Source organism: Pantoea sp. CFCC18177 (assembly GCF_059412425.1).
The window spans coordinates 16,690-41,185 of the sequence record NZ_JBNBPL010000027.1; the positions used below are offsets into that span (position 1 = coordinate 16,690).

The 24,496-nt window shown below is 52.3% G+C and carries 28 protein-coding genes and 1 pseudogene; 13 read left to right on the forward strand and 16 right to left on the reverse strand.

The features are described 5' to 3' along the window. The first annotated feature begins 95 nt into the window (after positions 1-95). Together ACPUC8_RS21525 and gstA are read left to right on the forward strand one after the other, a co-directional pair. Positions 96-1,004 carry a LysR family transcriptional regulator gene (locus tag ACPUC8_RS21525; RefSeq protein WP_494927282.1) on the forward strand — a complete coding sequence of 303 codons (909 nt, stop codon included), beginning with the start codon at positions 96-98 and terminating at the stop codon, positions 1,002-1,004. A gap of 73 nt (positions 1,005-1,077) precedes the next feature. Further along, a complete protein-coding gene (gene gstA / locus ACPUC8_RS21530) occupies positions 1,078-1,683 on the forward strand; it encodes a glutathione transferase GstA (RefSeq protein WP_201023820.1) in 606 nt (201 codons plus the stop codon). Between the two features lie 123 nt (positions 1,684-1,806). Here the strand turns inward: gstA and ACPUC8_RS21535 are convergent. The 6 genes and pseudogenes from ACPUC8_RS21535 to anmK form a co-directional block, all read right to left on the reverse strand. Continuing rightward, positions 1,807-1,911 (reverse strand): annotated as a pseudogene (locus ACPUC8_RS21535) (pyridoxal kinase); the annotation flags it as partial. Between the two features lie 12 nt (positions 1,912-1,923). Continuing rightward, complete coding sequence (gene pdxY, locus ACPUC8_RS21540; protein WP_494927283.1) at positions 1,924-2,784, reverse strand: pyridoxal kinase PdxY; 861 nt, start codon at positions 2,782-2,784, stop codon at positions 1,924-1,926. 54 nt (positions 2,785-2,838) lie between these two features. Continuing rightward, positions 2,839-4,113, reverse strand: a complete 1,275-nt coding sequence (tyrS, locus tag ACPUC8_RS21545; RefSeq protein WP_494927284.1) for a tyrosine--tRNA ligase — start codon at positions 4,111-4,113, stop codon at positions 2,839-2,841. A gap of 139 nt (positions 4,114-4,252) precedes the next feature. Next, positions 4,253-4,909: a pyridoxamine 5'-phosphate oxidase gene (pdxH, locus tag ACPUC8_RS21550; RefSeq protein WP_058972778.1), complete on the reverse strand. Its 657-nt coding sequence runs from the start codon at positions 4,907-4,909 to the stop codon at positions 4,253-4,255. Between the two features lie 14 nt (positions 4,910-4,923). Beyond that, positions 4,924-5,253 (reverse strand): MliC family protein, encoded by a 330-nt coding sequence (locus ACPUC8_RS21555; RefSeq protein WP_039334186.1) that lies wholly within the window; start codon positions 5,251-5,253, stop codon positions 4,924-4,926. Between the two features lie 10 nt (positions 5,254-5,263). Beyond that, positions 5,264-6,385, reverse strand: a complete 1,122-nt coding sequence (anmK, locus tag ACPUC8_RS21560; protein WP_494927285.1) for an anhydro-N-acetylmuramic acid kinase — start codon at positions 6,383-6,385, stop codon at positions 5,264-5,266. A gap of 285 nt (positions 6,386-6,670) precedes the next feature. On the opposite strand from anmK, the gene slyB reads away from it, so the two are divergent. Next, on the forward strand, positions 6,671-7,138 hold the full coding sequence (gene slyB, locus ACPUC8_RS21565) for an outer membrane lipoprotein SlyB (RefSeq protein WP_039334190.1): 468 nt from the start codon (positions 6,671-6,673) through the stop codon (positions 7,136-7,138). A 41-nt stretch (positions 7,139-7,179) separates the two neighbouring features. On the opposite strand, the gene slyA is transcribed toward slyB, so the two are convergent. Continuing rightward, a complete protein-coding gene (gene slyA / locus ACPUC8_RS21570) occupies positions 7,180-7,617 on the reverse strand; it encodes a transcriptional regulator SlyA (RefSeq protein WP_039334192.1) in 438 nt (145 codons plus the stop codon). 152 nt (positions 7,618-7,769) lie between these two features. On the opposite strand from slyA, the gene ACPUC8_RS21575 reads away from it, so the two are divergent. From ACPUC8_RS21575 to ACPUC8_RS21585, 3 genes are read left to right on the forward strand one after another with little or no spacing between them, the layout of a single operon-like run. Further along, positions 7,770-8,006, forward strand: a complete 237-nt coding sequence (locus ACPUC8_RS21575) for a DUF1656 domain-containing protein (protein WP_039334194.1) — start codon at positions 7,770-7,772, stop codon at positions 8,004-8,006. A 6-nt stretch (positions 8,007-8,012) separates the two neighbouring features. Next, positions 8,013-8,870, forward strand: coding sequence for an efflux RND transporter periplasmic adaptor subunit (locus ACPUC8_RS21580; protein WP_494927286.1), 858 nt, complete (start codon positions 8,013-8,015; stop codon positions 8,868-8,870). 7 nt (positions 8,871-8,877) lie between these two features. Then, complete coding sequence (locus ACPUC8_RS21585; RefSeq protein ID WP_058972781.1) at positions 8,878-10,878, forward strand: FUSC family protein; 2,001 nt, start codon at positions 8,878-8,880, stop codon at positions 10,876-10,878. Here the strand turns inward: ACPUC8_RS21585 and ACPUC8_RS21590 are convergent, their stop codons facing one another. The 4 genes from ACPUC8_RS21590 to ACPUC8_RS21605 form a co-directional block, all read right to left on the reverse strand. After that, on the reverse strand, positions 10,879-11,346 hold the full coding sequence (locus ACPUC8_RS21590; RefSeq protein WP_039335823.1) for a hypothetical protein: 468 nt from the start codon (positions 11,344-11,346) through the stop codon (positions 10,879-10,881). 131 nt (positions 11,347-11,477) lie between these two features. Beyond that, entirely contained in the window at positions 11,478-11,996 is a 519-nt protein-coding gene (sodC, locus tag ACPUC8_RS21595) for a superoxide dismutase [Cu-Zn] SodC (protein WP_494927287.1), read from the reverse strand. Between the two features lie 81 nt (positions 11,997-12,077). After that, positions 12,078-12,974, reverse strand: coding sequence for an aldo/keto reductase (locus ACPUC8_RS21600; protein WP_494927288.1), 897 nt, complete (start codon positions 12,972-12,974; stop codon positions 12,078-12,080). Between the two features lie 72 nt (positions 12,975-13,046). Beyond that, complete coding sequence (locus ACPUC8_RS21605; protein ID WP_039335816.1) at positions 13,047-13,286, reverse strand: DUF1289 domain-containing protein; 240 nt, start codon at positions 13,284-13,286, stop codon at positions 13,047-13,049. A 228-nt stretch (positions 13,287-13,514) separates the two neighbouring features. Here ACPUC8_RS21605 and eptA point away from each other — a divergent pair, with 228 nt between their 5' ends. The 5 genes from eptA (at position 13,515) to rnt (ending at position 18,230) form a co-directional block, all read left to right on the forward strand. After that, positions 13,515-15,152 (forward strand): phosphoethanolamine transferase EptA, encoded by a 1,638-nt coding sequence (gene eptA / locus ACPUC8_RS21610; protein ID WP_494927289.1) that lies wholly within the window; start codon positions 13,515-13,517, stop codon positions 15,150-15,152. Between the two features lie 39 nt (positions 15,153-15,191). After that, entirely contained in the window at positions 15,192-15,788 is a 597-nt protein-coding gene (locus tag ACPUC8_RS21615; RefSeq protein WP_039335812.1) for a TetR/AcrR family transcriptional regulator, read from the forward strand. 50 nt (positions 15,789-15,838) lie between these two features. Then, a complete protein-coding gene (locus ACPUC8_RS21620; RefSeq protein WP_039335810.1) occupies positions 15,839-16,936 on the forward strand; it encodes an alkene reductase in 1,098 nt (365 codons plus the stop codon). Between the two features lie 109 nt (positions 16,937-17,045). Then, positions 17,046-17,453: a lactoylglutathione lyase gene (gene gloA / locus ACPUC8_RS21625; protein WP_034821634.1), complete on the forward strand. Its 408-nt coding sequence runs from the start codon at positions 17,046-17,048 to the stop codon at positions 17,451-17,453. Positions 17,454-17,561: 108 nt separating this feature from the next. Next, a complete protein-coding gene (gene rnt, locus ACPUC8_RS21630; protein WP_039335807.1) occupies positions 17,562-18,230 on the forward strand; it encodes a ribonuclease T in 669 nt (222 codons plus the stop codon). 42 nt (positions 18,231-18,272) lie between these two features. On the opposite strand, the gene ACPUC8_RS21635 is transcribed toward rnt, so the two are convergent. From ACPUC8_RS21635 to ACPUC8_RS21650, 4 genes are all read right to left on the reverse strand, one after another. After that, positions 18,273-18,608, reverse strand: coding sequence for a Grx4 family monothiol glutaredoxin (locus ACPUC8_RS21635; RefSeq protein WP_197063369.1), 336 nt, complete (start codon positions 18,606-18,608; stop codon positions 18,273-18,275). Positions 18,609-19,066: 458 nt separating this feature from the next. Further along, on the reverse strand, positions 19,067-19,366 hold the full coding sequence (locus ACPUC8_RS21640) for a hypothetical protein (protein WP_494927290.1): 300 nt from the start codon (positions 19,364-19,366) through the stop codon (positions 19,067-19,069). Then, entirely contained in the window at positions 19,363-20,625 is a 1,263-nt protein-coding gene (gene umuC / locus ACPUC8_RS21645) for a translesion error-prone DNA polymerase V subunit UmuC (protein ID WP_494927291.1), read from the reverse strand. The genes ACPUC8_RS21640 and umuC overlap by 4 nt, the downstream gene beginning before the upstream one ends. Next, entirely contained in the window at positions 20,625-20,864 is a 240-nt protein-coding gene (locus ACPUC8_RS21650) for a DNA polymerase V (protein ID WP_494927292.1), read from the reverse strand. Before ACPUC8_RS21650 ends, umuC begins: the two co-directional genes overlap by 1 nt. A 214-nt stretch (positions 20,865-21,078) precedes the next feature. On the opposite strand from ACPUC8_RS21650, the gene ACPUC8_RS21655 reads away from it, so the two are divergent. Both ACPUC8_RS21655 and ACPUC8_RS21660 read left to right on the forward strand, forming a co-directional pair. Then, positions 21,079-21,321: a hypothetical protein gene (locus ACPUC8_RS21655; RefSeq protein ID WP_494927293.1), complete on the forward strand. Its 243-nt coding sequence runs from the start codon at positions 21,079-21,081 to the stop codon at positions 21,319-21,321. Positions 21,322-21,416: 95 nt separating this feature from the next. Beyond that, positions 21,417-22,112: an acyltransferase gene (locus ACPUC8_RS21660; RefSeq protein ID WP_494927294.1), complete on the forward strand. Its 696-nt coding sequence runs from the start codon at positions 21,417-21,419 to the stop codon at positions 22,110-22,112. Between the two features lie 21 nt (positions 22,113-22,133). Here ACPUC8_RS21660 and ACPUC8_RS21665 read toward each other — a convergent pair whose 3' ends face one another. Further along, positions 22,134-24,473 (reverse strand): tail fiber/spike domain-containing protein, encoded by a 2,340-nt coding sequence (locus tag ACPUC8_RS21665; protein ID WP_494927295.1) that lies wholly within the window; start codon positions 24,471-24,473, stop codon positions 22,134-22,136. Between the last annotated feature and the right edge of the window lie 23 nt (positions 24,474-24,496).

Consider the following 24,496-nt stretch of genomic DNA (forward strand, 5'->3'; position numbering starts at 1 on the left):
TTCCCGCTTCTTTAACGTTTCCTGCTACCAAAGCTTCGCTTTTTATCTCATTAAACGCATGATGACGGCACCCTGTTAACCGAGCTGGCATCATCATGGATAGGTTTGAAGAGCTACAGATTTTTGTCGCGGTGATTCAGCAAGGTAGCCTGGCAGGCGCTGCACGCCTTCTTCAGCGATCTCCTCCGGTGATCACGCGCACCTTGAATGCCCTGGAATCACGCTTCAGTACCACACTGATTGAGCGTACCACCCGTCAGTTGGCACCCACTGAAGCCGGCTGGCAGCTGTTTGAACAGGCGCAACAGTTGCTGAGTGATTATCAAAAGGCGCTGGATAGCGCGCACCACAGCGGCTTACAGGGGCTGTTACGCATCACCGCGCCCGTTCCTTTTGGTCGCCTCCACGTGATGCCACTGGTGAATGCGTTTCTGCAGCAGCATCCGGAGATGCAAATCGAAGTGGTGCTCAGCGACAGCTATCAGGATCTGATTGAAAACGGGCTGGATATCGCCCTGCGCATAAGTGAGCTGCAGGACTCCTCAATGGTGGCGCGCCAGGTAGGGAGCGTGCGTTCTACGCTAGTCGCCAGTCCCGATTATTTACAGCGGGCCGGTGTGCCCACTCATCCAGCTGAACTCCAGCAACATGCGCTGATCACCAGCTTGCGCCACACGCGAGAGTGGCGCTTCGCCCACGATCTCCGGGTGAGAATTTTCCCCCGTTTACGTGTTAATGATATTGCCAGCCAGCTGGAAACACTGCGCGGCGGCCAGGGCATCGGACGTTTGCTCTCTTATCAGGTACTGGATGACGTGCATGACGGAAAGCTGGTCCGTTTATTACCTGAGTGGGAACCCGCGCCCTTGCCGGTCCAACTGGTGGCGCAGCGCGTGAAGAATATGACACCCAAGGTCCGTCAATTTTGGGATTTTGCCCTTGAGCAGTTGCCTTCGCTTCCCTGCTTCACGGCAGAAAAGCGCAACCCAGACGGTGATTCCTGATCGCTGTCACTGGTAAAATTTTTTTGCAGATTTATGCTGTTTCGATCACTACAACACTCCAGGAGAAGCCATGATGAAACTCTATTGCAAGCCCGGTGCCTGTTCGCTGTCACCGCACATCGTTGCGCGTGAATGCGGGCTGGACTTTACGCAGGTGAATGTCGATCTGCAGAAGAAAGTCACCGAGTTGGGAGAAGATTACTGGCAGATTAACCCGAAAGGACAGGTTCCCGCGCTGCAGTTTGATGATGGTAGTTTGCTGACCGAAGGCGTGGCGATTGTGCAGTATCTGGCGGATCTCAAACCGGATCGTAATCTGCTGGCACCCACCGGTAGCCTGACACGCTATCACACGCTGGAATGGCTGAGTTTTGTCAGCAGTGAGCTGCACAAAACTTTCTCTCCACTGTTCCGTCCGGACACGCCAGAAGAGTACAAAGCGATTGTCCGTGCGCAGCTTGAGAAGAAATATCAGGCGGTGAATGCAGCGCTGGAAGATAAGCAGTGGCTGATGGGCCTGCGTTATACCGTTGCCGATGTGTATCTGTTCGTGGTGACACGCTGGGCAAAAGCCATCAAGCTGGATCTGAGTGGGCTGGATGCGCTGGAAGCGTGGTTTAACCGGGTCGCTGAACGTCCTGCAGTGCAGGCAGCGTTGAAAGCGGAAGGGCTGGTTTAAGCGCTCGCGTTTTGGTCGCCATCAATGGCGACCCTACACTACGTTCACATTGTCGATGTAGGGTGCGCATTCATGCGCACCGATATAAGCGCTCAAGTGGCTGTTATCAGCCCAAGGCCGCCCTTACAGCTTTTCTGCGGCGAAATGCTGGGTTGGCTGGGCAATCGCATCCTGTGCCGCCACCAACTGTAATTCGTACTCACCCATCTCGTGGGTTTTCAGCATCACTTNAGGCCGCCCTTACAGCTTTTCTGCGGCGAAATGCTGGGTTGGCTGGGCAATCGCATCCTGTGCCGCCACCAACTGTAATTCGTACTCACCCATCTCGTGGGTTTTCAGCATCACTTCATACACTGCCGCCGTCACGTGTTCCAGCGCATCCTGCAGTGATTTACCGTGCAGCAAGTCGACCAACAGCAGACCACTGGTGAGATCGCCCACACCGACCGGTTGGCGCACACCAAAATCCACCAGCGGGCGGCTGATGTGCCAGCACTCGTCAGCCGTCACCAGCAGCATTTCAAAGCGATCGCTGCGACGTCCAGCGCGTGCCAGATGTTTCACCAATACCACTTTCGGGCCTTGCGCGACCAATGCGCGAGCCGCCACCACCGCTTGCTCAACGTTGGCGATTTCATAGCCGCTGAGCATTTCAAGCTCCAGCAGATTTGGTGCGATGATATCGCTGGCGGGCATCGCCATCTTGCAGTGGAACTCCGCAACGCCTGGCGCAACGATACAGCCTTTTTCAGGATGCCCCATCACCGGATCGCAGAAGAACCAGGCATTCGGGTTGGCCGCTTTTACCTGGCGCACGATCTCTAAAATTTGCTCGCCTTGCTCCGCAGAACCTAAATAACCACTCAGCACCGCATCACAGGTCTTCAGGCGATCGATCGCCGCAATACCTTTGACGATATCCGTCAGATGGGTAGCGGGCATCACGGTGCCGGTCCAGTGACCGTATTGCGTGTGATTCGAGAACTGAACCGTGTTCAACGGCCAAACGTTTGCGCCCATGCGACGCATTGGGAATTCGGCGGCGCTGTTACCAGCGTGGCCGTAAACCACATGAGACTGGATTGCGAGGATATTTTTCATTATTGCCCTGTACTGCCTTGCCATAAAAAAGGGCCGGAAACCGGCCCTCGAACCTTACTGCCAGTTTATCAGGCAGTAGTGTTTTTTACCGCGACGCAACAGCGTAAAGCGACCAAACAGTTTGTCACTCTCGCTGAAACGATACTCGGCATCAGATTGTTTTTCACCGTTCAGAGACACCGCGTTAGAGCCGATCATGGTGCGCGCCTGCCCGCGTGAAGGCACCAGTTCAGCGGCAACCAGCGCCTGCTGCAGATCGTCATCGGCGGTCAGATTGATCACCGGCATACCGTCCTGCGCTAACTGCTCGAAGTCCGCTTCGGTCATCTCACTCAGGCTGCCAGAGAACAGGCTTTCAGTAATGCGTTTCGCTGCTGTCAGACCCGCTTCGCCATGTACCAGACGCGTCACCTGCTCTGCCAACACATACTGGGCGCGTGGCGCTTTACCGCTGTTTTTATCTCCTTCTTCCAGCGCATTGATCTCTTCAATGCTCATGAAGGTGAAGAACTTCAGGAAGCGATAGACGTCAGAATCCGCGGTATTAATCCAGAACTGGTAGAACTTGTACGGGCTGGTTTTCTTGGCATCGAGCCAGACCGCGCCACCTTCGGTTTTACCGAACTTGGTGCCGTCTGATTTGGTGATCAGAGGAACCGTCAGGCCCCAGGCTTGCTGTTGATGCAGACGACGCGTTAAGTCGATACCCGAAGTGATGTTGCCCCACTGATCGGAACCGCCAATCTGCAGCACCACGTCATAACGCTTGTTCAGTTCTGCAAAATCGTAACCCTGCAGCAGGTTGTAAGAGAACTCGGTGTATGAAATACCCTGATCTTCACGGTTCAGACGCTGTTTTACCGCTTCGCGGTTAATCATCTGGTTAACAGAGAAGTGTTTGCCGATGTCGCGCAGGAAGGTCAGCACATTCATGCCGCCGAACCAGTCGTAGTTATTGGCCGCGATGGCGCTGTTATCACCGCAATCGAAGTTAAGGAAAGGCGCCACCTGGTGACGAATTTTCTCAACCCATTCGCCCACGGTATCGGTGGTGTTGAGTTTACGTTCTGCTGCTTTAAAGCTGGGATCGCCAATCAGACCGGTGGCACCACCCACCAGCGCGACCGGCTTGTGTCCGGCGTCCTGAAAACGTTTCAGGCAGAGCAGCGGCACCAGATGGCCCAAATGCAAGCTATCAGCGGTCGGATCGAAGCCGCAATAGAGTGCAATTGGCCCTTGCGCCAGTCGCTCTGCTAACGCTTCCTCGTCCGTTACCTGGGCGACTAAGCCCCTTTCTTGCAATTGTTGTATCAGGTTACTGCTGGTCATCACTGACTCCAAATTGATCAGACTGCACCTAGGCTGGTACACAGCTTTCCGCTGAGATGCGGATACGAAAAAAAAGAGGCGTATAGCATAAAGCGCTGACGCCAACTGCGCCAGCGTTGATAGGGGGTAAAACGCAGTTTTAAGGCGCTAAGCGGTCAATCGTCCAGCCATTGTCTTCACGTTGGTAGAGGAAGCGATCGTGCAGACGGTGTTCTCCCCCCTGCCAGAACTCCATAGTGTGAAATTTGACACGGTATCCGCCCCAGAAACTGGGCAGCGGCACCTCACCTTGCTGGAACTTCTGCTTCAGTTCCAGGAACTTGCCCTCCAGCACACCGCGCGCCGAGATACGGCTCGACTGCTTTGAAACCCAGGCGCCAATCTGGCTGTCACGCGGGCGGCTGCTGAAGTATTTCAGCACTTCCAAGGGCGTCAGTTTCTCCACTTCTCCCAGCACCATCACCTGGCGCTCAAGATAGTGCCAAGGGAAGTGCAGCGAGATGCGAGGGTTATCCGCCAATTGCATCGCTTTACGGCTGCCGAGATTGGTGTAAAACACCATTCCCCGATCGTCATAGTGCTTGAGCAGCACAATGCGCTGATAGGGTTGCCCATTGCTGTCCACCGTGGCCACCGTCATGGCCGTAGGATCGGGCAACTGCGCATCACACGCCTGCTTTAACCACTGTTCAAACAGTGCCAGAGGCGTGTCTGGCAGATCATTACGTCGCAGCCCGCCGCGGGTGTACTCACGACGCAGATGGGCAATATTTTGCAAGCTGTCACTGTCGCTCATGCTGGTTCTCTTGGTTACTGGGCGGACGCATCCGCATGTTGCAATTCACAGTCATTAATCACGATTTTGTCATTACGCTCAACAAAAGCGCCGTTGCCTTTTGACCAGAAGACATAGGTCCCGTCACTGTAACGCGCCCCTGATGCTGACACGGTTTGTGTTAACGTCAGCGGCTTGCCATCCAGAATAAAGCTAACCTGCTGCTTTGGATTATCCAGCGTGACCGTCAGGGGCAAAGTGCCGCACTGATAACGTAACGTCTGAGGTGCCTGTTCCTGTTTGTGCAGCATACCGCAGCCACTCAACATCACCAGACTTCCCACTAAAATAACGATTTTTTTCATCTTTCACTCCTTAACGTGTTGGTCGGGTATTGGCGGGATAGATCGCGCCCAACACACTCATTTCCCGCGCACCCGTCACCGCAGGCAAATTGCCCGGCAGGCCCGATAATGTGCGATAGGCCAGCCAGGCAAACGCCAGCGCTTCCATATCATCACCGCGTATACCCGCCGCATCGGTGGTACCCACTTCCGTACCGGGCAGATGCGCAGCCAGACGCGCCATCAGCAACGGATTTCGTCCGCCTCCCCCGCACACCAGTAGACGATCGCAGCCATCATTCAGTTGCACCTGCTGCGCGATAGTGAGCGTGGTCAGTTCACTGAGCGTGGCTTGCACATCCTGGGGTGCCAGCGCAGGGAAACGCTGCAGTTGCCGTTCGACCCAACCGAGGTTGAAGTATTCGCGACCGGTGCTTTTTGGCGGCGGCAGGGCAAACCAGGGATCATTTAACATCTCTTCCAACAGTGCAGGAACCACCTGTCCGCTGCGCGCCCAATCCGCATCTTTATCGTAGGCTAACCCTTTGTGACGCCAAATCCAGGCATCAATCAGCATATTACCTGGCCCGGTATCGAATCCGCGCACCGGCTGACCGGGAATCAGTAAGGATAAATTGGCGATGCCCCCAATATTCAATACCATACGCCGCTCAACGCTATCCATTAACAGTGCCTGATGGAAAGCAGGCACCAAGGGTGCGCCCTGCCCACCTAACGCCATATCACGGCGACGGAAATCACCAATCACTGTGACACCTGTTGCAGCGGCTATCTGATTGCTATCGCCGATTTGCAGCGTATTGGGTGCGTCACTTTGTGGTTCGTGCCACACCGTTTGGCCGTGGCAACCAATCGCCATAATGTCACTGGCCTCCAGCGACTCTTGCTGCATTAGGGTCAATACCGCTTCAGCAAACAGCTTGCCAAGGCGGGTATCGAGTTGCCCAAGCTGGGACAGGGTGAGTGACTGGCCCTGACAAATCGCCAACACCTGCTGGCGGATCTCTTGCGGCATCGGGTGGCAATAGCTGGCCTGTTGCGCGACCATGTGCTGATCAATAGCCGCCAGCACCACATCCACGCCATCGAGGCTGGTGCCGGACATCACGCCGATATAGCGTCCTGATTTCATAGCGGTTCCTTACCCACACGCGAGTCTGTGATTCATCTTTGTTTAGCCTGGCAAAATAACGCGGCTAATTCTATGATAAAATTCCGCTTTTCAACTTCGCGACACACTCCTGTTCAGCGCTAAAATATTTTCAGCACGAAATTGAATTTTTGTTGAGGGGCAATGGTCTATCCTCTGCTTCAGCCGCGTAATATTTGGACATAGAGTCAATTGCCAGCTTTCTGTCTTATACTCTTGCAGTAGAGGACGAGAACATGGCGTTTTTTTGCATTAAGGAGCTTTCTGATGATTAAGCGTTTTGTAGCCGTGGCACTCACCGGCCTGACGCTGGCAGGTTGTGTCAGCAACGATACCCTTTCCGGTGATGTGTACAGCGCCAGCGAAGCCAAACAAGTACAAAGTGTTTCTTACGGCACTCTGGTGTCGGTTCGCCCGGTTAAAATCCAGGGCGGGGATGAGAATAACGTGATTGGTGCGATTGGCGGTGCCGTGCTGGGTGGTTTCCTCGGTAACACCATTGGCGGCGGCACCGGTCGTAGCCTGGCAACCGCCGGCGGTGCGGTACTTGGCGGCGTGGCCGGTCAAGGCGTTCAGGGTGCGGTGAACAAATCTGATGGCGTTGAGCTGGAAATCCGTAAAGATGATGGCAACACCATCATGGTGGTGCAGAAGCAGGCCGCAAGCCGCTATTCCGTGGGCCAGCGTGTCGTCATGGCTTCCAATGGCAGCCAGGTGACCGTTTCACCACGCTAAGCGAACAGATAAAAAAAACCGACGCCAGTGCGTCGGTTTTTTTATTTCTCGCGGTTTTGTAACTCGAGAATATTTTTTTCCAGTCGAGCAATCAGCGTCACCATCTGATTGATCTCCTCCAGGCTGATGCCGGAGAGGATGTCATCCCGCGTAGCATCAATCACGCTCTCGACCTGTTCGATAATCGGTTCAGCCTGCTTGGTCAGCTTAATGCGCTTGGCACGACGATCGTTGGCGCAAGTTGCACGGGTGATTAATCCCTTATCTTCGAGCTGATCCAGCGTGCGCACCAATGAAGGCTGCTCAATGCCGATGGCCTTCGCCAGTTGGATCTGTGACTGCTCTGGCGGGAGTTGATGAATATTGTGTAACGTCACCCAATGCGTTTGTGTTAACTCAAGCGGCTTCAAACGCTGGTCGATCAAGGCACGCCAAATGCGTACCAAGCGAGACAGGTCTGTTCCGAGGGGCGTATCCATTTCATCTCCTTATAATTAGCTTGCTAGCTATCAAGCCAGATTTTACACTATTCTGCGAGTTTACAGGACAAATTACAAATCTCAGGCCAGACGGCACGCTCTCTTCTACGCTTCTTTGAGAGAGAACCTGGGACAAAGAAGGATGATGACACGTGTCCATAACCGCACTTTCCGCCACCGCTCCGCTTACCGACCTGGTTTTCGGTGCTTCGCTGTTCTTTCCGCCGCTGTTCAAAGCTGTGCTGTTGGGTTTCTTCTTCTGGTTACTGATTCACCCATTGCTACGCGGCTGGATTTACTCTGGCGACATCTGGCATCCCACCTTGATGGATCTTTCCCTATTCGTTTTGTGCGTCACTGGCGCACTGTGGATACTGAGCCTCGGATAAATCACCATGAAATTCAACCCTTTTAAATACTTTTCCACCCTGGTGGTGTTTGCCCTGGCCCTGATTGCCGGTTGGTGGATGTGGAATTACTACATGCAGTCCCCCTGGACGCGTGATGGCAAAGTGCGCGCGGAACTGGTGGATATCACCCCGGAAGTGTCTGGCCGCATCATTGAACTCGCCGTCCGCGATAACCAGTTTGTGCACAAAGGTGACACCTTACTGAAGATCGATCCCGTGCCATGGCAAATTGCGCTGGATAATGCCGACGCGCAGTTGGCCAAGGCACAATCTGACCTGGCCAAAGCCCAGCATGAGGCCAATCGTCGAGCCAGTCTGCCGCGTAACGTCATCTCAGCAGAGGATATGGATGCCGCACGCCTGACAGCCAACGCCGCGGCAGCCACCACCAAAGCGGCCCAGGCCAGCCTCGATCAGGCGCGTTGGAATCTGCAGCAAACCACCATTACTGCACCGACTGACGGGTGGATCAGTAATCTCACACTGCGCCCAGGCAATTACGCCACGGCAGGCACACCGCTGTTCGCTATGGTAGATAGCCACTCTTATTACGTGATGGGTTATTTCGAAGAGACCAAGTTGCGCCATATCCAACCGGGTGCGCAAGCGGACATTGTGCTCTACAGCAATGGCACAAGGTTGCAGGGTAAAGTGGAGAGTATTGGCCGGGCGATTTACGATCAAAGCGTCTCGACAGACAGCGGGCTGGTCCCCGATATCAAGCCCAACGTGCCTTGGGTACGTCTGGCACAGCGCGTACCGGTGCGGATTCGCTTAGACGCCATTCCCGATGGCGTGCCGCTGGTAGCAGGCACCACTTGCACCATATCGATTGCGCACTGAGGTCAGGATGAATTTGCAGTGGCTGGCCTGGCAAAACCTCCCGTGGATTAAGGCAACCGGCGGCGAATGGCGCTATGCCTTGCGCAATGCCATCGCCATGTGTCTGGCGCTGACTATCGCCTATGCCCTTCAACTCGACGAGCCTTACTGGGCCATGACCTCTGCCGCGGTTGTCAGTTTTCCCACGGTGGGAGGCGCCATCAGCAAAAGTTTGGGGCGCATCGTCGGCAGTCTGCTCGGTGCTACGGCTGCCCTGCTGATTGCGGGCCATACCTTGAACGAACCCTGGCTGTTCGCCTTCTTTATGGCCGGTTGGCTGGCTTTCTGCACCTGGATTGCCAACCACTATCAAAATAATGTCGCCTACGCTTTTTCACTGGCCGGTTACACCGCCGCCATTATTGCCTTCAGCAGCGTGAACATCACGGACGTCACTCAGCTGTGGGATATCACCCAGGCGCGGGTGTGCGAGGTGATTTCGGGCATTCTTTGCGCCGGGCTGATGATGATGATTTTGCCCAGCACCTCCGATGGCAACACCTTAATGACCTCGCTACGTCAGATGCATGCACGTCTGCTCGACCACGCGGTGCTGCTGTTACAAGAGAGCAGTACTGACAATGTGCGTACCGCGCATGAGAATGTCATTAGCCAGATTCTCACCATGAACCTGCTGCGTATTCAGGCGTTCTGGAGCCACTACCGCTATCGACGCCAAAACAATGTGCTCAATTATGTTCTGCATCAGCAGTTGCGTCTTACCAGCGTGCTCTCCAGCCTGCGCCGCATGCTGCTTAACTGGCCCGATGCTCCGCCAGAACTGTATAACGCCATTCAGCAGTTGTTGCATGAGTTGGCACTGCCACAGTGCGACAAATATCGCCTGGCGCTGATTTTACGCAGCATTACCCCTGAAGCGACGGGCGATTTTCGCCAACGTGCGTTTGTACAGCGCCTGCGCTATTTCTGCTGGGTCTATCTCAACGTTAATCGCTGGATACGCCTGATAGAACGCGCCGATGCCGATACCCGTTTTCAACCACCTTATGCCCCCTCGCTAGCCCGCGAGAGTGACAGTGCTGAAGCCGGCTGGAGCGCGTTGCGCACCTTCAGTGTGATCATGCTGGGCTGCGCCTTCTGGATTGGCACCCAATGGGATGCTGGTGCCGCGGCATTAACGCTCACCGCCATTGCCTGCGTGCTTTACTCCTCTGCGCCCTCACCCAGTGGCAGCGTGTCGTTGTTACTCAAAACCTTGTTATGGCTGTCGCTGTTTAGTTTTTTGCTGCAGTTTGGTCTGATGGTGCAAATCAGCGCCTTATGGCAATTCCTGCTGGTGCTGTTTCCACTGCTGATCACCTTGCAACTTTTCAAATTGCAGCAGAAAAAACGCGCCGGAATGTGGGGCCAGTTTATTGTCTTCATGGGGTCTTTTATTGCGGTAACGAACCCGCCGGACTGGGATTACCAAAGCTTCCTCAACGATAACCTGGCAAAAGTGTGCGGCGTCATGCTGGCGTGGATGGCCTTCCAAGTGTTGCGCCCGAGTTCGGATGCTCGTCGCAGCCGTCGCCATATCCGCGCGTTACGTCATGCCTTTCTCGACCAACTGCGTCGACATCCGCGATTAAGTGAAAGTCATTTTGAATCGCAGATTTATCATCACATCAGCCAGTTGAGCAATAGCCGGGATGAACAGGCACGTGTCTGGCTGCTGCGCTGGGGCGTGGTGTTGCTCAACTGTTCCCATATCGTCTGGCAACTGCGTGAATGGCAGCCCGCCTCCGCCACGCTGGCCCAGGTGCGAGACAGCAGTTTGCAAGATCTGCAACGGATTATGAGCCTGCGCGGAGTGCGTCACACCTCCTTGCAGGCCACACTGGATGAGCTGGAAGCCATGATTTCACAACTGCAAACACAGCCAGACAGTGAAGCCAACACCCTCGCCGGAATTTTATGGCGCTTGCGCTGCTCTCTGGCTCAGTTAAGCCAGGCGGTACCGGATTGATTACTGGCAGTATTGCGTCATCTGACGATCAAAATCGTCCTGCAGTTGCTGCAAGGTTTTGTGCCCCTCAAAACGGGTTTTGTCCTGATCGGTCATAGGTTCAATCACCAGCGCTTTTTCTTCTGATGAGTAGATAAAGCGGCGATTGAGGGTGGTGCCAGTGAAACTTTTGCCTTGTATACCGCCACAGACGGTGGTCAGGGCACGGTGGAAGATTTCGGTGTGAGTGAAGTTGGTCTCGGTGGCGCTACGCAACACATTCTGGCAGCCTTTGGCCTCCAATTGCTCCAGGGTGCGCGGCGTCAACCATTCTCGTCCACGGGCGATGCTCTCACAGCTGCCACGCAGTGGATTGGTGTCGATGGTGCGCTGTAACTGCCGACTGGCGTCCAACCTCAGCTGTGTCTCATTAGGTTGGTCACACCCTGCCAGCAAAAAACATAACAGCAAAATCCCACGCGTTTTCATTCCAGCCCCTGAGCGGTTTTATTCCTGAATCAACATCATAGGATGGATATGGCGCAGAGTGTAGCGGGAAAGTGGTGCAGAATTTTTCGAGGCGAAGAGAGAAAGGCGACAGATTATCTGCCGCCTGGCGATTAAATCACACCACAGGCAAAACGCGCACCGCCGCCGCCCAATGGTTGCGGATGATCGGCATGATTATCGCCCCCCACATGCACCATCAACGCTTTGCCTTTAATTTCACTGAGCATTTTAATGCGCGGGGCGACCACCGGATAATCTGCCTTGCCATCATCGGTGACGAAAATAGCGGGCAGATCACCCAGATGCCCGTCAGCGTAAGGCCCCAGATGTTTCCCGCTGTTCTGCGGATCAAAATGTCCACCAGCGGCTCCCGCAGCAACGGCTTTTCCTTCAATCGTTGCCGGTTCACAACTGCCTTTAGCATGGACGTGGAAACCATGTATACCCGGTTTGAGTCCGGTTAACGCGGGCGCGAACTGCAGGCCATACGGGGTTTCACTGATTGTCACCTTGCCAATCGCCGCGCCAATACCTTGCGCGGTCACTTCATGCAGCGTGACCTCTTCAGAAGCGGCCTGCGCTGCCGTAGCACAGGCCAGTGCCACAGCGGCAATGAGGATTTTCTTCATAACGTCTCCTTACGGTTAAGATGCCCATTAATCCTAAACTGGAATGCGCCGGGCTGCCGTAATTTGACTTAGTTTTACGTTTCAGGGCACATCATAACCGATTGCCGCTTTGCGTATGCGGAACCACTGCTGACGATCCAACGTCAGATTACAGGCACCCACCGCGTCTGCCACGCGCGTCGCTTTACCCGACCCGATAATCGGCAATGGACGGCTAGGGAGCTTCATCACCCACGCATACACCACCTGCTCAATGCTGCTGGCGCCCGTTTCGCGCTTCACCTGTTCGAGTTCGTCGCGCAGCGGTTGATAAAGGGGATCATTAAACAGACGCCCGCCGCCGAGGCATGACCACGCCATCGGGCGCATGCGCTGCTGCTGACACTGGTCCAGCGTGCCATCAAGAATGCTGGATTGTTCCAGCGGAGAGATCTCAAGCTGATTGGTCACCAGGCTAAACGGCAGGCGTGATTGCAACAGCGTGAACTGCGAAGCGGTGAAATTAGACACACCAAAATGACGCACTTTGCCGCTCTGATGCAGATCCATAAAGGCTTCAGCAATTTCATCCGCGTCCATCAACGGATCAGGACGATGAATCAGCAGCAGGTCCAGATAATCGGTGTTGAAATGCTGCAGCGAGTTTTCAGCGCTGTGCAGTATATGGCTGGCTTCAGTGATGTAGTGCCCAATTTTGTGCTCTGGTTTGGCGCGAGTGGCAATACCGCATTTGGTCACGATCTGCAGTTTTTCACGCAGTCCCGGCGCCAGACGCAGTGCGGCACCAAATGCCGCCTCACAGCCGTAATCACCATAAATATCGGCGTGATCGACAGTAGTGATACCCAATGACAGGTGATGTTCAATAAAGCCTACCACCTGTTGCGGTGTCATCCCCCACTCCAACAGGCGCCAGTAGCCGACAATCAGCGGCGAAAACAGGGGGCCCTGTGGGGCGATAGTTTGCTGTTGTAACATCGATACACTCCCTTAAATACGAATCCGGATTGTCAGGTCGGGAGTATAACGGAAAGACCAATCGTCGTTTTCTTAAAACAGCGACGGTTGTTCCGGATCATGATTTTCATCCACTTTTTGCTGGCGATGTAGACGCAACCAGCGTTGACGGCATAGACGCAACACATCGCGTTTCTCAGCATCCGTGAACTTCATCCAGTTAAAACGCTCCTCACGGCTACGCAGGCAACCGCGGCAATAGCCCCGCGCATCGCTTTGGCAAATTCCGCGGCAGGGGCTGGGAACCGGAAAGAACTCTAATTGCTCGGCCACATCTACTCCAGTGTTAACCACACACGCCTTATTGATAACAGCTTAGTCACATTGTGCAAAGTGCAAACGCCATTTGTCGACATTTCAATCGAATCCTCTGGCGGTAATGGATATTTACCAATGATCGCTGCACGTAAACCTTTAGATCAGTAGTGTTTAGTGAACGTTAAGGTTTTCCTCATATTGAATTCATACGATTGTCACATTCCATTTTGCTATTGAGTTTTCATGAAATTCCCGAACAAGCCACAGTGCCATGCCAGTCGCTTTAATCTGATTGCCGCCCTGTTCTTTACTTTCGTTCTCAACGCCCTGTTTCTGCTGCGGGCCTGGGAGATCATCCCTTATGATCGCCTGCATGATTATCTGTTCGCGGCCAGTATTCCTGTAGTGCTAGCATCTGCTTTCTATTTAATATTCTCGTTGCTGGCGTGGCCCTATGTTCGCAAGCCATTACTGATCGCTTTAGTGCTGGTCAGTGCTGGGGCCAATTACTTCATGCACAGCTTCGGCACGGTGATCGACACCAACATGATTGAAAACGTGTTTGAGTCCGATGCACAAGAGGCCGGGGCCCTGATCAGCAGCAGTTATGTGGTGTGGATGGTGTTGATGGGACTCGTGCCCGTCGCGGCGATCTGTCTGGTGCGGATTAAAACGGGACAGCGCTGGTGGTGGAGCCTGTTGCAACGTCTTGCGGGTGCGCTGGGCGCCATCTTGCTTATCCTGTTGATGGCGGTGCTGTTCTATAAAGACTACGCCTCACTGATCCGCAACAATAAAGGGCTGGTGAAAATGATCACCCCGGCTAACATTGTCAGCGGCACCGGTCACTACGTCGACCAGCGCTATCTGCAAGGCAGCCAGGCACTGGTGAAATTGGGCCAGGATGCGAAGAAAGGCCCGCTGATCGCACAAGCCCAGAAGAAAACGCTGGTGGTGTTGGTGGTGGGCGAAACCGGCCGTGCAGAGAATTTCTCACTGGGCGGCTACGCGCGCGAAACCAACCCAGAACTGAAAAAACAGCAGGTTATCTACTATCCTGATGCCAGCTCCTGCGGTACCGAGACCGCGATTTCAGTGCCTTGCATGTTCTCAAATATGCCGCGCGAACACTACGATGCCAATCTGGCGCATCATCAGGAAGGCGTGCTGGATATCCTTGCCCACGCGGGTGTCAGCGTGCTGTGGCGTGAAAACGACGGTGGCTGTAAAGGTGCCTGCGACCGCGTCCCGCACACCGATATGACACAGTGGAAATTGCCGCAATATTGCCACGACGGTTTCTGCCTGGATGATGTGCTGCTGCACCGTTTCGATAATTACGTAGACAGCCTGCATAACGACGGCATCATTGTGTTGCATCAGATGGGCAGCCATGGTCCGGCCTATTTCCAGCGCTATCCAGCGGCATTCCGACGTTTCACACCAACCTGCGACAGTAATCAGATTCAGGATTGCGATCATCAGGCGCTGGTCAACACCTATGACAATTCGCTGCTGTACACCGACGATATGGTGAGTCGCACGATTGATAAACTCAAAGCCTTAAGCGATCGCTTCAACGTGGCGTTGGTGTATCTCTCCGATCACGGTGAATCCCTTGGCGAGCACGGCATGTATCTGCACGGCGCACCTTATCTGTTTGCTCCTTCACAACAGACGCACATTCCCTTGCTGATGTGGATGTCACCGGGTTACGCCGCGGCCTATCATATTGATGAGTCATGTTTACGCCAGCAGGCTGCGAGTGAAAAAGTGTCGCAAGATAATCTTTTCCATACGGTTTTAGGCATGTTCAACGTCCAGACAAGCGAGTATCAACCGCAGTTGGATATGATCAGATCGTGCCAACATGTTGGATAAGGTTTGCATTAGACCGACCGGTCTAATAACCTGCTGCCCATGAACAAGACTGTGCAACGCAACGAAACCCGTGAACATCTGCTCGCTACTGGCGAGCAGGTTTGCCTGCAACGCGGTTTTACCGGAATGGGCCTGAGCGAGATGCTGGCGCTGGCGGAAGTGCCGAAAGGATCGTTTTATCACTACTTCCGCTCAAAAGAAGCTTTCGGTGTCGCGCTGCTGGAGCGCTATTTCGTTAACTATCTGCAGCAGGTTGAGCAGCAACTGAATCAGCCCGGTATCCCCGCGCGTGAACGACTGCTCAATCACTTCCGCTATGGCGAAACCTTGTTCGTCGAACAGGGCCATATCGTCGGCTGCCTTGGCGTGAAGTTATCAGCAGAAGTGTGCGACCTCTCTGAGCCGATGCGTGATGCGCTGCAACATGGCGCAACCGCGATGATTGCGGCTTATGCGCGCTGTTTGACCGAAGTCGCAGCTGAACAGGCTCTACCTTTCGGGCAAACGCCGCAGCAACTGGCGCAACGTTGCTATTTGCTGTGGCTCGGTGCCAGTCTACAGAGCAAAATTTCCCGTGAGCCAGGCCCGATTAGCCTGGCACTCGAAACCATCGAACAGTGGCTAACTGGCTACTGATTTTTAAAAACCGTAGTTTCTAGACGACCGGTCTACTTACAGGAGTCATCATGGCGAGTAAACAGCTGTTCTCCCCGCTTAAAGTAGGTGCGATTACCGTACCTAACCGCGTATTTATGGCCCCGCTGACGCGTCTGCGCAGCATTGAGCCGGGCGATATTCCGACCCCGCTGATGGCTGAGTACTACCAGCAGCGTGCCAGCGCCGGTTTAATCATCACCGAAGCCACGCAGATTTCTTTCCAGGCGAAAGGCTACGCAGGCGCACCAGGTCTGCATACGCAACAACAAATTGCCGCGTGGAAAGTGGTCAACGAGAGCATTCATGCTGCCCATGGTCACAGTGCCGTTCAGCTGTGGCACACCGGACGTATTTCGCATAACAGCGTTCAACCAGAAGGCAAAGCACCGGTTGCCCCTTCCGCACTGGCAGCCGGTACCCGCACCTCACTGCGCGCCGCAGATGGTAGCGTCTATCGTGAAGATACTTCCCTGCCGCGTGAACTGAGCGTGGCGGAAATTCAGCAGATCGTAAAAGACTTTGGCCAGGCTGCGTCCAACGCGCGTGAAGCCGACTTCGATTTGCTGGAGCTGCACTCTGCGCACGGTTATTTGATGCACCAGTTCCTGGCGCCAGGTTCTAACCAGCGCACCGATGAATATGGCGGTTCCATCGAGAAGCGTGGCCGTTTCGCCTTAGAAGTGGTCGATGCGGCAATTGCCAACTGGTCTGCCGATCGTATCGGTATTCGCGTGTCACCGATTGGCGCGTTCCAGAATCTGGAAAATGGCCCGGATGAAGAAGAAGCGGCGCTGTGGTATATCGCCGAACTGGGTAAACGCGGCCTCGCGTATTTGCACCTTTCTGAGCCAGACTGGGCCGGTGGTCAGCCCTACAGCGACGCCTTCCGTGAGAAAGTGCGCGCGATCTTCCCAGGCGTGATCATTGGTGCCGGTGCGTATACCGTTGAGAAAGCGGATGACCTGATTGCTCGCGGCCTGATCGATGCCGTGGCCTTTGGTCGCGACTTTATCGCTAACCCTGATTTGGTGGCTCGCCTGCAACAAGACGCCCCGCTGAATCCGCAGCGTCCGGAAAGTTTCTACGGTGGCGGCGCAGAAGGCTACACTGATTATCCAACCCTGTAAGAATCAAGCTGCCGCACCGGATGTGCGGCAGTGCTGTTTCTTCAGGGCGTTAACTGGCTATACTTGATAGTCTTTGTCATTCCCTGATGACTTTTAAAAAGAGGATGTTATGCGTTTACTTCACACCATGTTACGTGTTGGCGATCTGCAACGCTCAATCGATTTCTACACCCGCGTGCTGGGCATGCGCGTGCTGCGCCAGAGCGAAAACACCGAATACAAATACACCCTGGCATTTGTTGGCTACACCGAAGAGAGTGAAGGCGCGGTGATTGAGCTGACGTACAACTGGGGCGTGGATAAATACGATCTGGGCAATGCCTATGGTCATATTGCACTGGGCGTAGATAACGTGGCGGAAACCTGCGAGCGCATTCGCAGCGTGGGCGGTAACGTCACCCGTGAAGCGGGCCCGGTCAAAGGTGGCACCACCATTATTGCGTTTGTTGAAGATCCCGATGGCTACAAAATCGAGCTGATCGAAAACAAACATGCCGGTCACGGCCTCGGTCACTAGTCCCGTTTGTCAGCCTGCTAATTTGCGGGCTGACCTCCCTCTCCTGCTGCACCCCGCTGTATTTTTTGCCATAATGCGCGCTGCCCCATTTCCAGCTATGAGATCCTGATGTCTGATTCGAACGCCTTAAACGCTCTCCATCAACGTTTCCGTGGTTTTTATCCTGTGGTAATTGATGTCGAAACCGCGGGTTTTAACGCACAAACCGATGCGCTGCTAGAGATTGCAGCCACCACGCTCAAGATGGATGAAGATGGCTGGTTACACCGTGATGAAACCCTGCATTTTCACGTGGAGCCGTTCGAAGGCGCGATTCTCAATCCGGCAGCACTGGCCTTTACCGGCATTGACCCGACCAATCCATTACGCGGTGCGGTGAGTGAATATGAAGCGCTGCATGCGATATTTAAAATGGTGCGTAAAGGCACCAAAGATCACGGCTGTAATCGTGCCATTATTGTGGCGCACAACGCCACTTTCGATCTCAACTTCGTGATGGCCGCTGCCGAGCGCGCCAGCCTGAAGCGCAATCCCTTCCATCCGTTTGCCACTTTTGATACGGCAGCGTTGAGTGGTTTAGTGTTGGGTCAGACCGTTCTGGCTAAAGCCTGTAAGGCTGCGGGGATGGATTTCGATAGCACACAGGCCCACTCCGCACTGTACGACACCGAGCAAACAGCAACGCTGTTTTGTGAACTGGTGAATCGTTGGAAACGTTTGGGCGGCTGGCCGCTGGCGTTTAATGATGAGCAGCCAGAAGACGACGCATCGGCCTGATCAGCAGCCAAAGAAAAGGCCGACATTTGTCGGCCTTTTCACTTATTCCGCTTCTTTATACTTCTCAGCGGTTTCTTTCAGCAGCGGCTGGAGTTCGCCACGCTGGAACATCTCGACGATGATGTCGCAACCGCCGACCAGCTCACCATCCACCCACAGCTGCGGGAAGGTTGGCCAGTTAGCGATTTTTGGCAATTCGGCACGGATATCCGGGTTCTGCAGAATATCGACGTAGGCGAAGCGCTCACCACAGGCCGAGAGTGCCTGCACAGCTTGCGCAGAGAAACCGCAGCTAGGCAGTTTCGGGGAACCTTTCATGTACAGCAGGATTGGGTTTTCTGCGATCTGGCGCTGAATTTTTTCAACAGTACTCATTATTGCCTTCCTTAAAGCATCACTTCGTGTTTGTTTATTGTAGCGACTTCAGGCCTGCACTGAAAACGGGATTTTGCGTTCGCGACCTGCGAATCGCCATGTTTGTTAAGTCCCGCCAACTTCAATAACAATTTCATATCATTAATGTGAAGGCAGGTAGTTAAAAATCATCAAATATCGTCCAGGAGCGCCGATTTATCCCGGTTGGACCGTTAAAAGAATCGCTTGATCGCGAACTTAGGTGAATTTTGACAACCTTTCTTGCCCCACCCATGCCCCAAACGTGTTTGTGTGCCTTCCGATGGCAACTGCTCTTGCCGCTTCGCTAGTTTTTCGCCAATGCCCACCTATCATCAAATTGTCACTTCTACTTCCCTGTGATGTTGACCATGCTCTCATTGGAAATGTTTAGCACCGGATTGTGCTGAGCCCGGCCACCCACCAGTACCGGGCTTTTATTTTTATATGGGTGAGCCGTCCTGAGCATGAATCGCGGTAACTTCATGAGTGACAACCCCCACCACCGAAACATCCTCGAGTAAGTCATCTTCTAGAGTCAGGCCATCATCGGTGATGATTCGACGCGGGTGCATATAGGCATGCCCCCATTCATACATGCCCGACATATCCAGTAAGACGGTGTCGCCGTTCTGTGGCCGCCGCTTCTCGTCAACGATGCAACTCCGCCCTTTCCACTCCACCAGGTAACAGGTTGTGCTGGTCGCCATGAGTTTCTGCGCCGGAATCGGCGCATCGATCATCGCGCCACTGGCAGATCCGAAATTCGTGTGGTGTACGCCGGAGATAACATTTCCCGCTTCATTGCCCACGCTTTCTGTGTGCCCTGTCCTGCGAACCATAATTTCCCCTTACCGCTTTGGTTAAGGCCGTCTACAACGCGCATCAGCGCCTCGCTGTTGGCCTGTGGCTTGTGTTCATCAAAGAGATTGAGTTGCGACACGCCCTGGCTGAAGAAGTCGCCCAGCATGACGCCTGCTTTCATATAGCGCCGGTCTTCCAGCCAGATGCGATCGAGCATCTCCATAGCCACCCGGATAATGTCGCGTGTGTCATTGGATGGTGTCTGTAAGCTACCCATGGCCTGGTTGCCGTAATAGATTTCATTCACCGCGTGCGGACTGGTGCGCACAAAAACCGCCACCTGGCGGCAGAACTGGCGTTCGCCTCTCAGCTTCTCGGCGGCGCGCTCCGCATAAGCGCAAATGGCCTGGCGCATTTCCATGTAATCGGTGATGCGTGAGCCGAATGACCGGGAACAGACAATTTGCTGCTTGGTCGGGGCGAACTCTTCTATTTCAAGGCAAGGTTCGCCGCGCAGCTCCCGCACCGTTCTTTCCAGCACCACGTTGAAGTGCTTGCGGATGATATAGGTGCTTTGCTCAGAGAGGTCTTTGGCGGTGATTATGCCCATAGCGTTCAGCTTCTTGCTGATGCGCCGGCCAACACCCCAGACATCCTCAACCTTGACCAGCGCCATGAGTTTTTTCTGCCGTTCAACACTCGACAGGTCGAGCACGCCCCCGGTCTTGGTCCACTTTTTAGCAGCGTGGTTAGCCAGCTTTGCAAGCGTCTTGGTTGGCGCGATGCCCACACCTACAGTGAGGTGCGTTTCCTGCTTAATGCGCGCCCTAACCCGGCGTCCGAAGTCTTCCAGTGGCTCTATGCGGCTGATGCCGTCGAGGCACATGAAAGCCTCATCAATCGAATAGATCTCAACAGATGGCGCCATATCCTCAAGTGTCGTCATTACCCGATTCGACATGTCAGCGTACAACGCATAATTCGAACTAAAAATCTGCACACCATGCCTTCTGAACTCGTCCTTCAGCTTGAAGTACGGCGCCCCCATGGGAACATTTATGGCTTTGGCCTCAGCTGACCTTGCGATTACGCAACCATCATTATTTGAAAGAACGACAACAGGCTTGCCGCGCAAATCCGGCCGGAAAACCGTTTCGCAGCTGGCATAGAACGAGTTCACATCAACTAAAGCGAACATCACATTCCACCGTTTGGATTGAACACCTGAAACACGCGTTCATCGCCATCTGTGGTTGAGATATCGCGGAATGTGGTCGTGTGCGTTTCGATCCACTTATTGGCAGCGCGCAGTGTGTGATGCCAGTTCATACGGTCAAGTTCTTTCACAAAGTCGAGTGTACTGATGGTGAACCGGCCCTCGGCGTCGCGCTTAATCGCCTGCCTGAAAGCCATCATGATTTCGTAGTCGCGGGGCATGGCGCACCCTCCGATAGTTACTGTATATGTATACAGTATTATTGATCGGTAAGACTGATCAAGTGGAAGGTTGCCGGGATGCGGGAAAGGGTTGGTTGGAAAGGAGATTTAATTGAATCTTTTAATGCAAGCCACTATAGAGTGATGTATTTAATGTTAATACATTTATAAATTATACTGTAGAATGCTCTAAATTTTATGATGGGGGGTTGATATGGAAGGGTCACTTCAGATAGAAGGAATCACTGGTAATCTTTGCTTTGAGCATGAATCTGATAACAAGATCAGAGTGTTACGTAAGCATCCTGAAACGATTGATATTGAACACATGCTACTAGGTGAAGTACGAAATTTTTCAGTAGGTGGAGTAGTAAGTAGCTTTGCTTATAAATCATTTTGTGAAGATTACTTCTTGTTTGAGATAAACAAAGCAAATCCAGAACAAAACAGATTGTAATCTAATGAAATAGCGATGTTTTTTGCTTTTTATGCGCATATTGTTGCGCATAAATCTAACTATGATTGTTCTTTTAAAACCCATGGGTTATTGATATGCCGATAGTTAAACTGGATTCAATAAAAGAGTACACTGATAATAACAACAATAGCATTTCAACCAGCAAAGAATTCGAGGGTTGCACTGTTTTCTTCAGGGGTTCAAACAATAAAATAACAATATCTGAAGGTGCATTTCTTGCAAATGTAATCATCCATATGGACTGCGACAATGGTGAGTTGGTTATAGGAAATCACAAAGATGTTAAAATACCATTCAAGGGTATCATAAGGGTTGGGCAGGACTCCAAAGTTCTTATTGGTGACAATGTTACTTGCAGCCCTATTTATATAAGCTGTGTAGAAGCTGCAACAGTTAAAATTGGTGATGATTGCATGTTTGCAACTTCAATAATTTTAAGGAGTGATGACTCACACCCCATTTTTGATGTAAGAACAGGTAAGAGAGTTAACCCAGCTAAAGATATTACCATCGGAAATCACGTATGGGTTGGTGAGAGAGCTATGGTGCTTGGTGGTAGTGCAATAGGTGATGGTTCCATAGTAGGGATGGGGTCAATAGTAAAGAAAAAATTCCCAAACAATTGTATTATTGCTGGAGTTCCAGCAAGAATAACAAGAAAACACATTGCCTGGGAAAGGCCTCACTTGAGTTTATCTGAACCATTTATGAAGCCAGATGAAAGTTGCGTTGAAAAATCGGAATACTGGAATTACACCGACGACGTATAATCCAGCATACCGATTACCAATTTAAAGAGCTGCTATTATGAAGCAAAGCAGCTCTTCATACCTTATCCCGTACCTTTCACCTGCTTTCAATGTAACCTCAACATCCCCTGTCTCATACTCCTCTGAAATTATTTCACCATCATCTGATTCATATGTTCTAGTTGCAGTTACAACTTTTGTCTCATCTTCCCACTTGTCGTGACAGTAAAATGCATACTTCTCAGGATCTAGTCCGTTTTTAATAAGTATTTCACCAACGCTTTGAGCACCCACACCAAAATGGTATCTGGCATCAGATGCACCCTTTTCTTCGATTGAATCCTTAAACTGATACTTCCATAAGTTTGACTTTATCTCCAGAGCGGCTTTTTTTTCCGCTTCGGTAATGTCAATCCTCTCTTTAAGGGTTTCATCAGAGGTATTTATTGATCCAGTTGCTGCATATATCACTGATGGCCTGAAAGAGGCTGACCCAATGGAATATGAATTATCAGCTCCCGGCCTGAAATGATAATCACTCCCCCAGTACCATGCTTTTATTCCACCTATTGCAACACCAATGTTGTTAGCAGTATCAGTGAAAAATCCGCTGGTAGTATCTGAGCTATGCAGGGTTATTGTTGGAGCTGCTGGTGAAGATCTCGATTGCTGTGTAACTAGGCCTGATCGTAAAGTTTTTTTCCCGGATACAGTAGTCCATTCCTGAAGAACGTTATTGTACATGAACTGGAGGTCATCGCTTGATGCCCCTCTGCGACGAGCTATCCAGCCCGCACTTCCACTACTTGCATCCGGTGATAACTGTAAGGAGTTATCACTTCCATCAGCCCTTAACCTTGTAGTTGTGTTATTTCTTGTGACCTCAACCCCTTTGAGGGTAAGTCCGCCAACCATGAACAAGGTTGCCGTCGATGCCATCTGGCCTGATAGCCTATCAGTTCCGTAGATGGGGTTATCCGTGAATCGAGATGATAAGAAATAAACATCTCCAGCAGTTCCATTGCTGATTATACGTGAGTCAGAAGCGTAAGGGTCACCAGCAACATCAGGCAATTCGAATACGACTTGAGAGAAAGAAACATTGTTTGCGCTATATAATGCCATGAAATCTAAGGCATAGCTTTGTACTCTACCCCCTCTCATATAGTGGCCGTTGATACTATATCCGCCGCCATCAATTACGAGGCATTTCCCTCGGTCAACATTAGTTGGTCTGGAGTGGTGGTCGTTTGCATATAACTCCCAGTCATCCCAAGTAGTCTGACTAAGCCCTGCGCTACCCGTACCTAGAATAACGAAACCATTTGCCCCTGTGGACGCACCATTAGCAAAAGTGGTGCCATCAGGGTCCGTCCCGTAATGTAAAATACCTGCAACGGGGAAATATCCAAAAACTACTGGTGACATATACCCTTTCGTTACATCGTTGCAGAAAAGGCCAACATCATATGAAGATCTATTGTCATTAGAAGGGGTGGTAACTACTCCGGCGGAGTCGAATACTTCCATATCCATTATGATTCCAATATCACGAATGGAAGATGGCGAGCTATTCCCTGATCCGTCTTTAACGCAGAATGTGAAAGAGTTATACGGTGATGATCTTACTGTGCTTGCAGTATTTACCCCTGAACCTGTAAATATTAAAGAACTTCCAGGTATCTGTGATTTAAATCCCGGGCGAAGGAATCTTTTATCATCCTCTGTTGCTGGGAAAGTTCCCATTTTTGGGGCGCCATCGCCAATCCAATTTTGTGATTTTTTTTCAATACCATTAGAGCATCTGTAGACACCAGACGGAAAATATAATGATTTACCAAGTGAAGCTGCATAAGCATCAGCTGCAATTATGGCTGCGGTATCATCAGTATCATAATCCCCCTTCGCACCCCATCCTTTAACATTGACTTCGTCAATCCATCTGGCAACTTGGAGTTCTGGATATTTTATTGCTCCCTCTGGATCGGCAAGTTGTGATCTTAATGCTGCATCACCTATTGCCACCCATGCTCCGGTTGCTATTCCTCCAGAGGTATCTGGCGTTGATCCTGAACTGACTACCTTAGGAAAATCACCATCCCATCTGTAGTATTCGCCATTACTTAGCCAGCGCAACACTTGATTTGGTAAGGTTAAGGTGTTGCCATCCTCAAAGCTGTCCAGGGTAATGTAACCATAAGCTTTTATTGCATCATTTGCCTGTTGCTCAATGCCATACCATGTTTTCCTAGGCATGCCTAAGCGGTCTACCCAAGCCCTGTTAGCAGTATCATTTACGGCAACATCAAGACCCTGCGCGTTATCGAACAAATCTTTTGCAGCAGCAGACCCCAGCGGGTTGCCGGTGTTATATGTGCTCATTCTGGCCTCATAAAAGAGAAAGC

Coding starts and splice junctions, on each gene's coding strand:
- ACPUC8_RS21665 (WP_494927295.1), bottom strand. CDS start 24,473: ATGAGCACATATAACACCGGCAACCCGCTGGGGTCTGCTGCTGCAAAA.
- ACPUC8_RS21650 (WP_494927292.1), bottom strand. CDS start 20,864: ATGCCCCGCGACTACGAAATCATGATGGCTTTCAGGCAGGCGATTAAG.
- gloA (WP_034821634.1), top strand. CDS start 17,046: ATGCGTTTACTTCACACCATGTTACGTGTTGGCGATCTGCAACGCTCA.
- ACPUC8_RS21525 (WP_494927282.1), top strand. CDS start 96: ATGGATAGGTTTGAAGAGCTACAGATTTTTGTCGCGGTGATTCAGCAA.
- pdxH (WP_058972778.1), bottom strand. CDS start 4,909: ATGAGCGACAGTGACAGCTTGCAAAATATTGCCCATCTGCGTCGTGAG.
- ACPUC8_RS21660 (WP_494927294.1), top strand. CDS start 21,417: ATGCCGATAGTTAAACTGGATTCAATAAAAGAGTACACTGATAATAAC.
- tyrS (WP_494927284.1), bottom strand. CDS start 4,113: ATGACCAGCAGTAACCTGATACAACAATTGCAAGAAAGGGGCTTAGTC.
- ACPUC8_RS21655 (WP_494927293.1), top strand. CDS start 21,079: ATGGAAGGGTCACTTCAGATAGAAGGAATCACTGGTAATCTTTGCTTT.
- ACPUC8_RS21620 (WP_039335810.1), top strand. CDS start 15,839: ATGGCGAGTAAACAGCTGTTCTCCCCGCTTAAAGTAGGTGCGATTACC.
- slyA (WP_039334192.1), bottom strand. CDS start 7,617: ATGGATACGCCCCTCGGAACAGACCTGTCTCGCTTGGTACGCATTTGG.
- ACPUC8_RS21590 (WP_039335823.1), bottom strand. CDS start 11,346: ATGAAAACGCGTGGGATTTTGCTGTTATGTTTTTTGCTGGCAGGGTGT.
- ACPUC8_RS21600 (WP_494927288.1), bottom strand. CDS start 12,974: ATGTTACAACAGCAAACTATCGCCCCACAGGGCCCCCTGTTTTCGCCG.
- ACPUC8_RS21615 (WP_039335812.1), top strand. CDS start 15,192: ATGAACAAGACTGTGCAACGCAACGAAACCCGTGAACATCTGCTCGCT.
- umuC (WP_494927291.1), bottom strand. CDS start 20,625: ATGTTCGCTTTAGTTGATGTGAACTCGTTCTATGCCAGCTGCGAAACG.
- anmK (WP_494927285.1), bottom strand. CDS start 6,385: ATGAAATCAGGACGCTATATCGGCGTGATGTCCGGCACCAGCCTCGAT.
- eptA (WP_494927289.1), top strand. CDS start 13,515: ATGAAATTCCCGAACAAGCCACAGTGCCATGCCAGTCGCTTTAATCTG.
- sodC (WP_494927287.1), bottom strand. CDS start 11,996: ATGAAGAAAATCCTCATTGCCGCTGTGGCACTGGCCTGTGCTACGGCA.
- ACPUC8_RS21555 (WP_039334186.1), bottom strand. CDS start 5,253: ATGAAAAAAATCGTTATTTTAGTGGGAAGTCTGGTGATGTTGAGTGGC.
- slyB (WP_039334190.1), top strand. CDS start 6,671: ATGATTAAGCGTTTTGTAGCCGTGGCACTCACCGGCCTGACGCTGGCA.
- ACPUC8_RS21640 (WP_494927290.1), bottom strand. CDS start 19,366: ATGATCGATGCGCCGATTCCGGCGCAGAAACTCATGGCGACCAGCACA.
- ACPUC8_RS21585 (WP_058972781.1), top strand. CDS start 8,878: ATGAATTTGCAGTGGCTGGCCTGGCAAAACCTCCCGTGGATTAAGGCA.
- rnt (WP_039335807.1), top strand. CDS start 17,562: ATGTCTGATTCGAACGCCTTAAACGCTCTCCATCAACGTTTCCGTGGT.
- gstA (WP_201023820.1), top strand. CDS start 1,078: ATGAAACTCTATTGCAAGCCCGGTGCCTGTTCGCTGTCACCGCACATC.
- pdxY (WP_494927283.1), bottom strand. CDS start 2,784: ATGAAAAATATCCTCGCAATCCAGTCTCATGTGGTTTACGGCCACGCT.
- ACPUC8_RS21580 (WP_494927286.1), top strand. CDS start 8,013: ATGAAATTCAACCCTTTTAAATACTTTTCCACCCTGGTGGTGTTTGCC.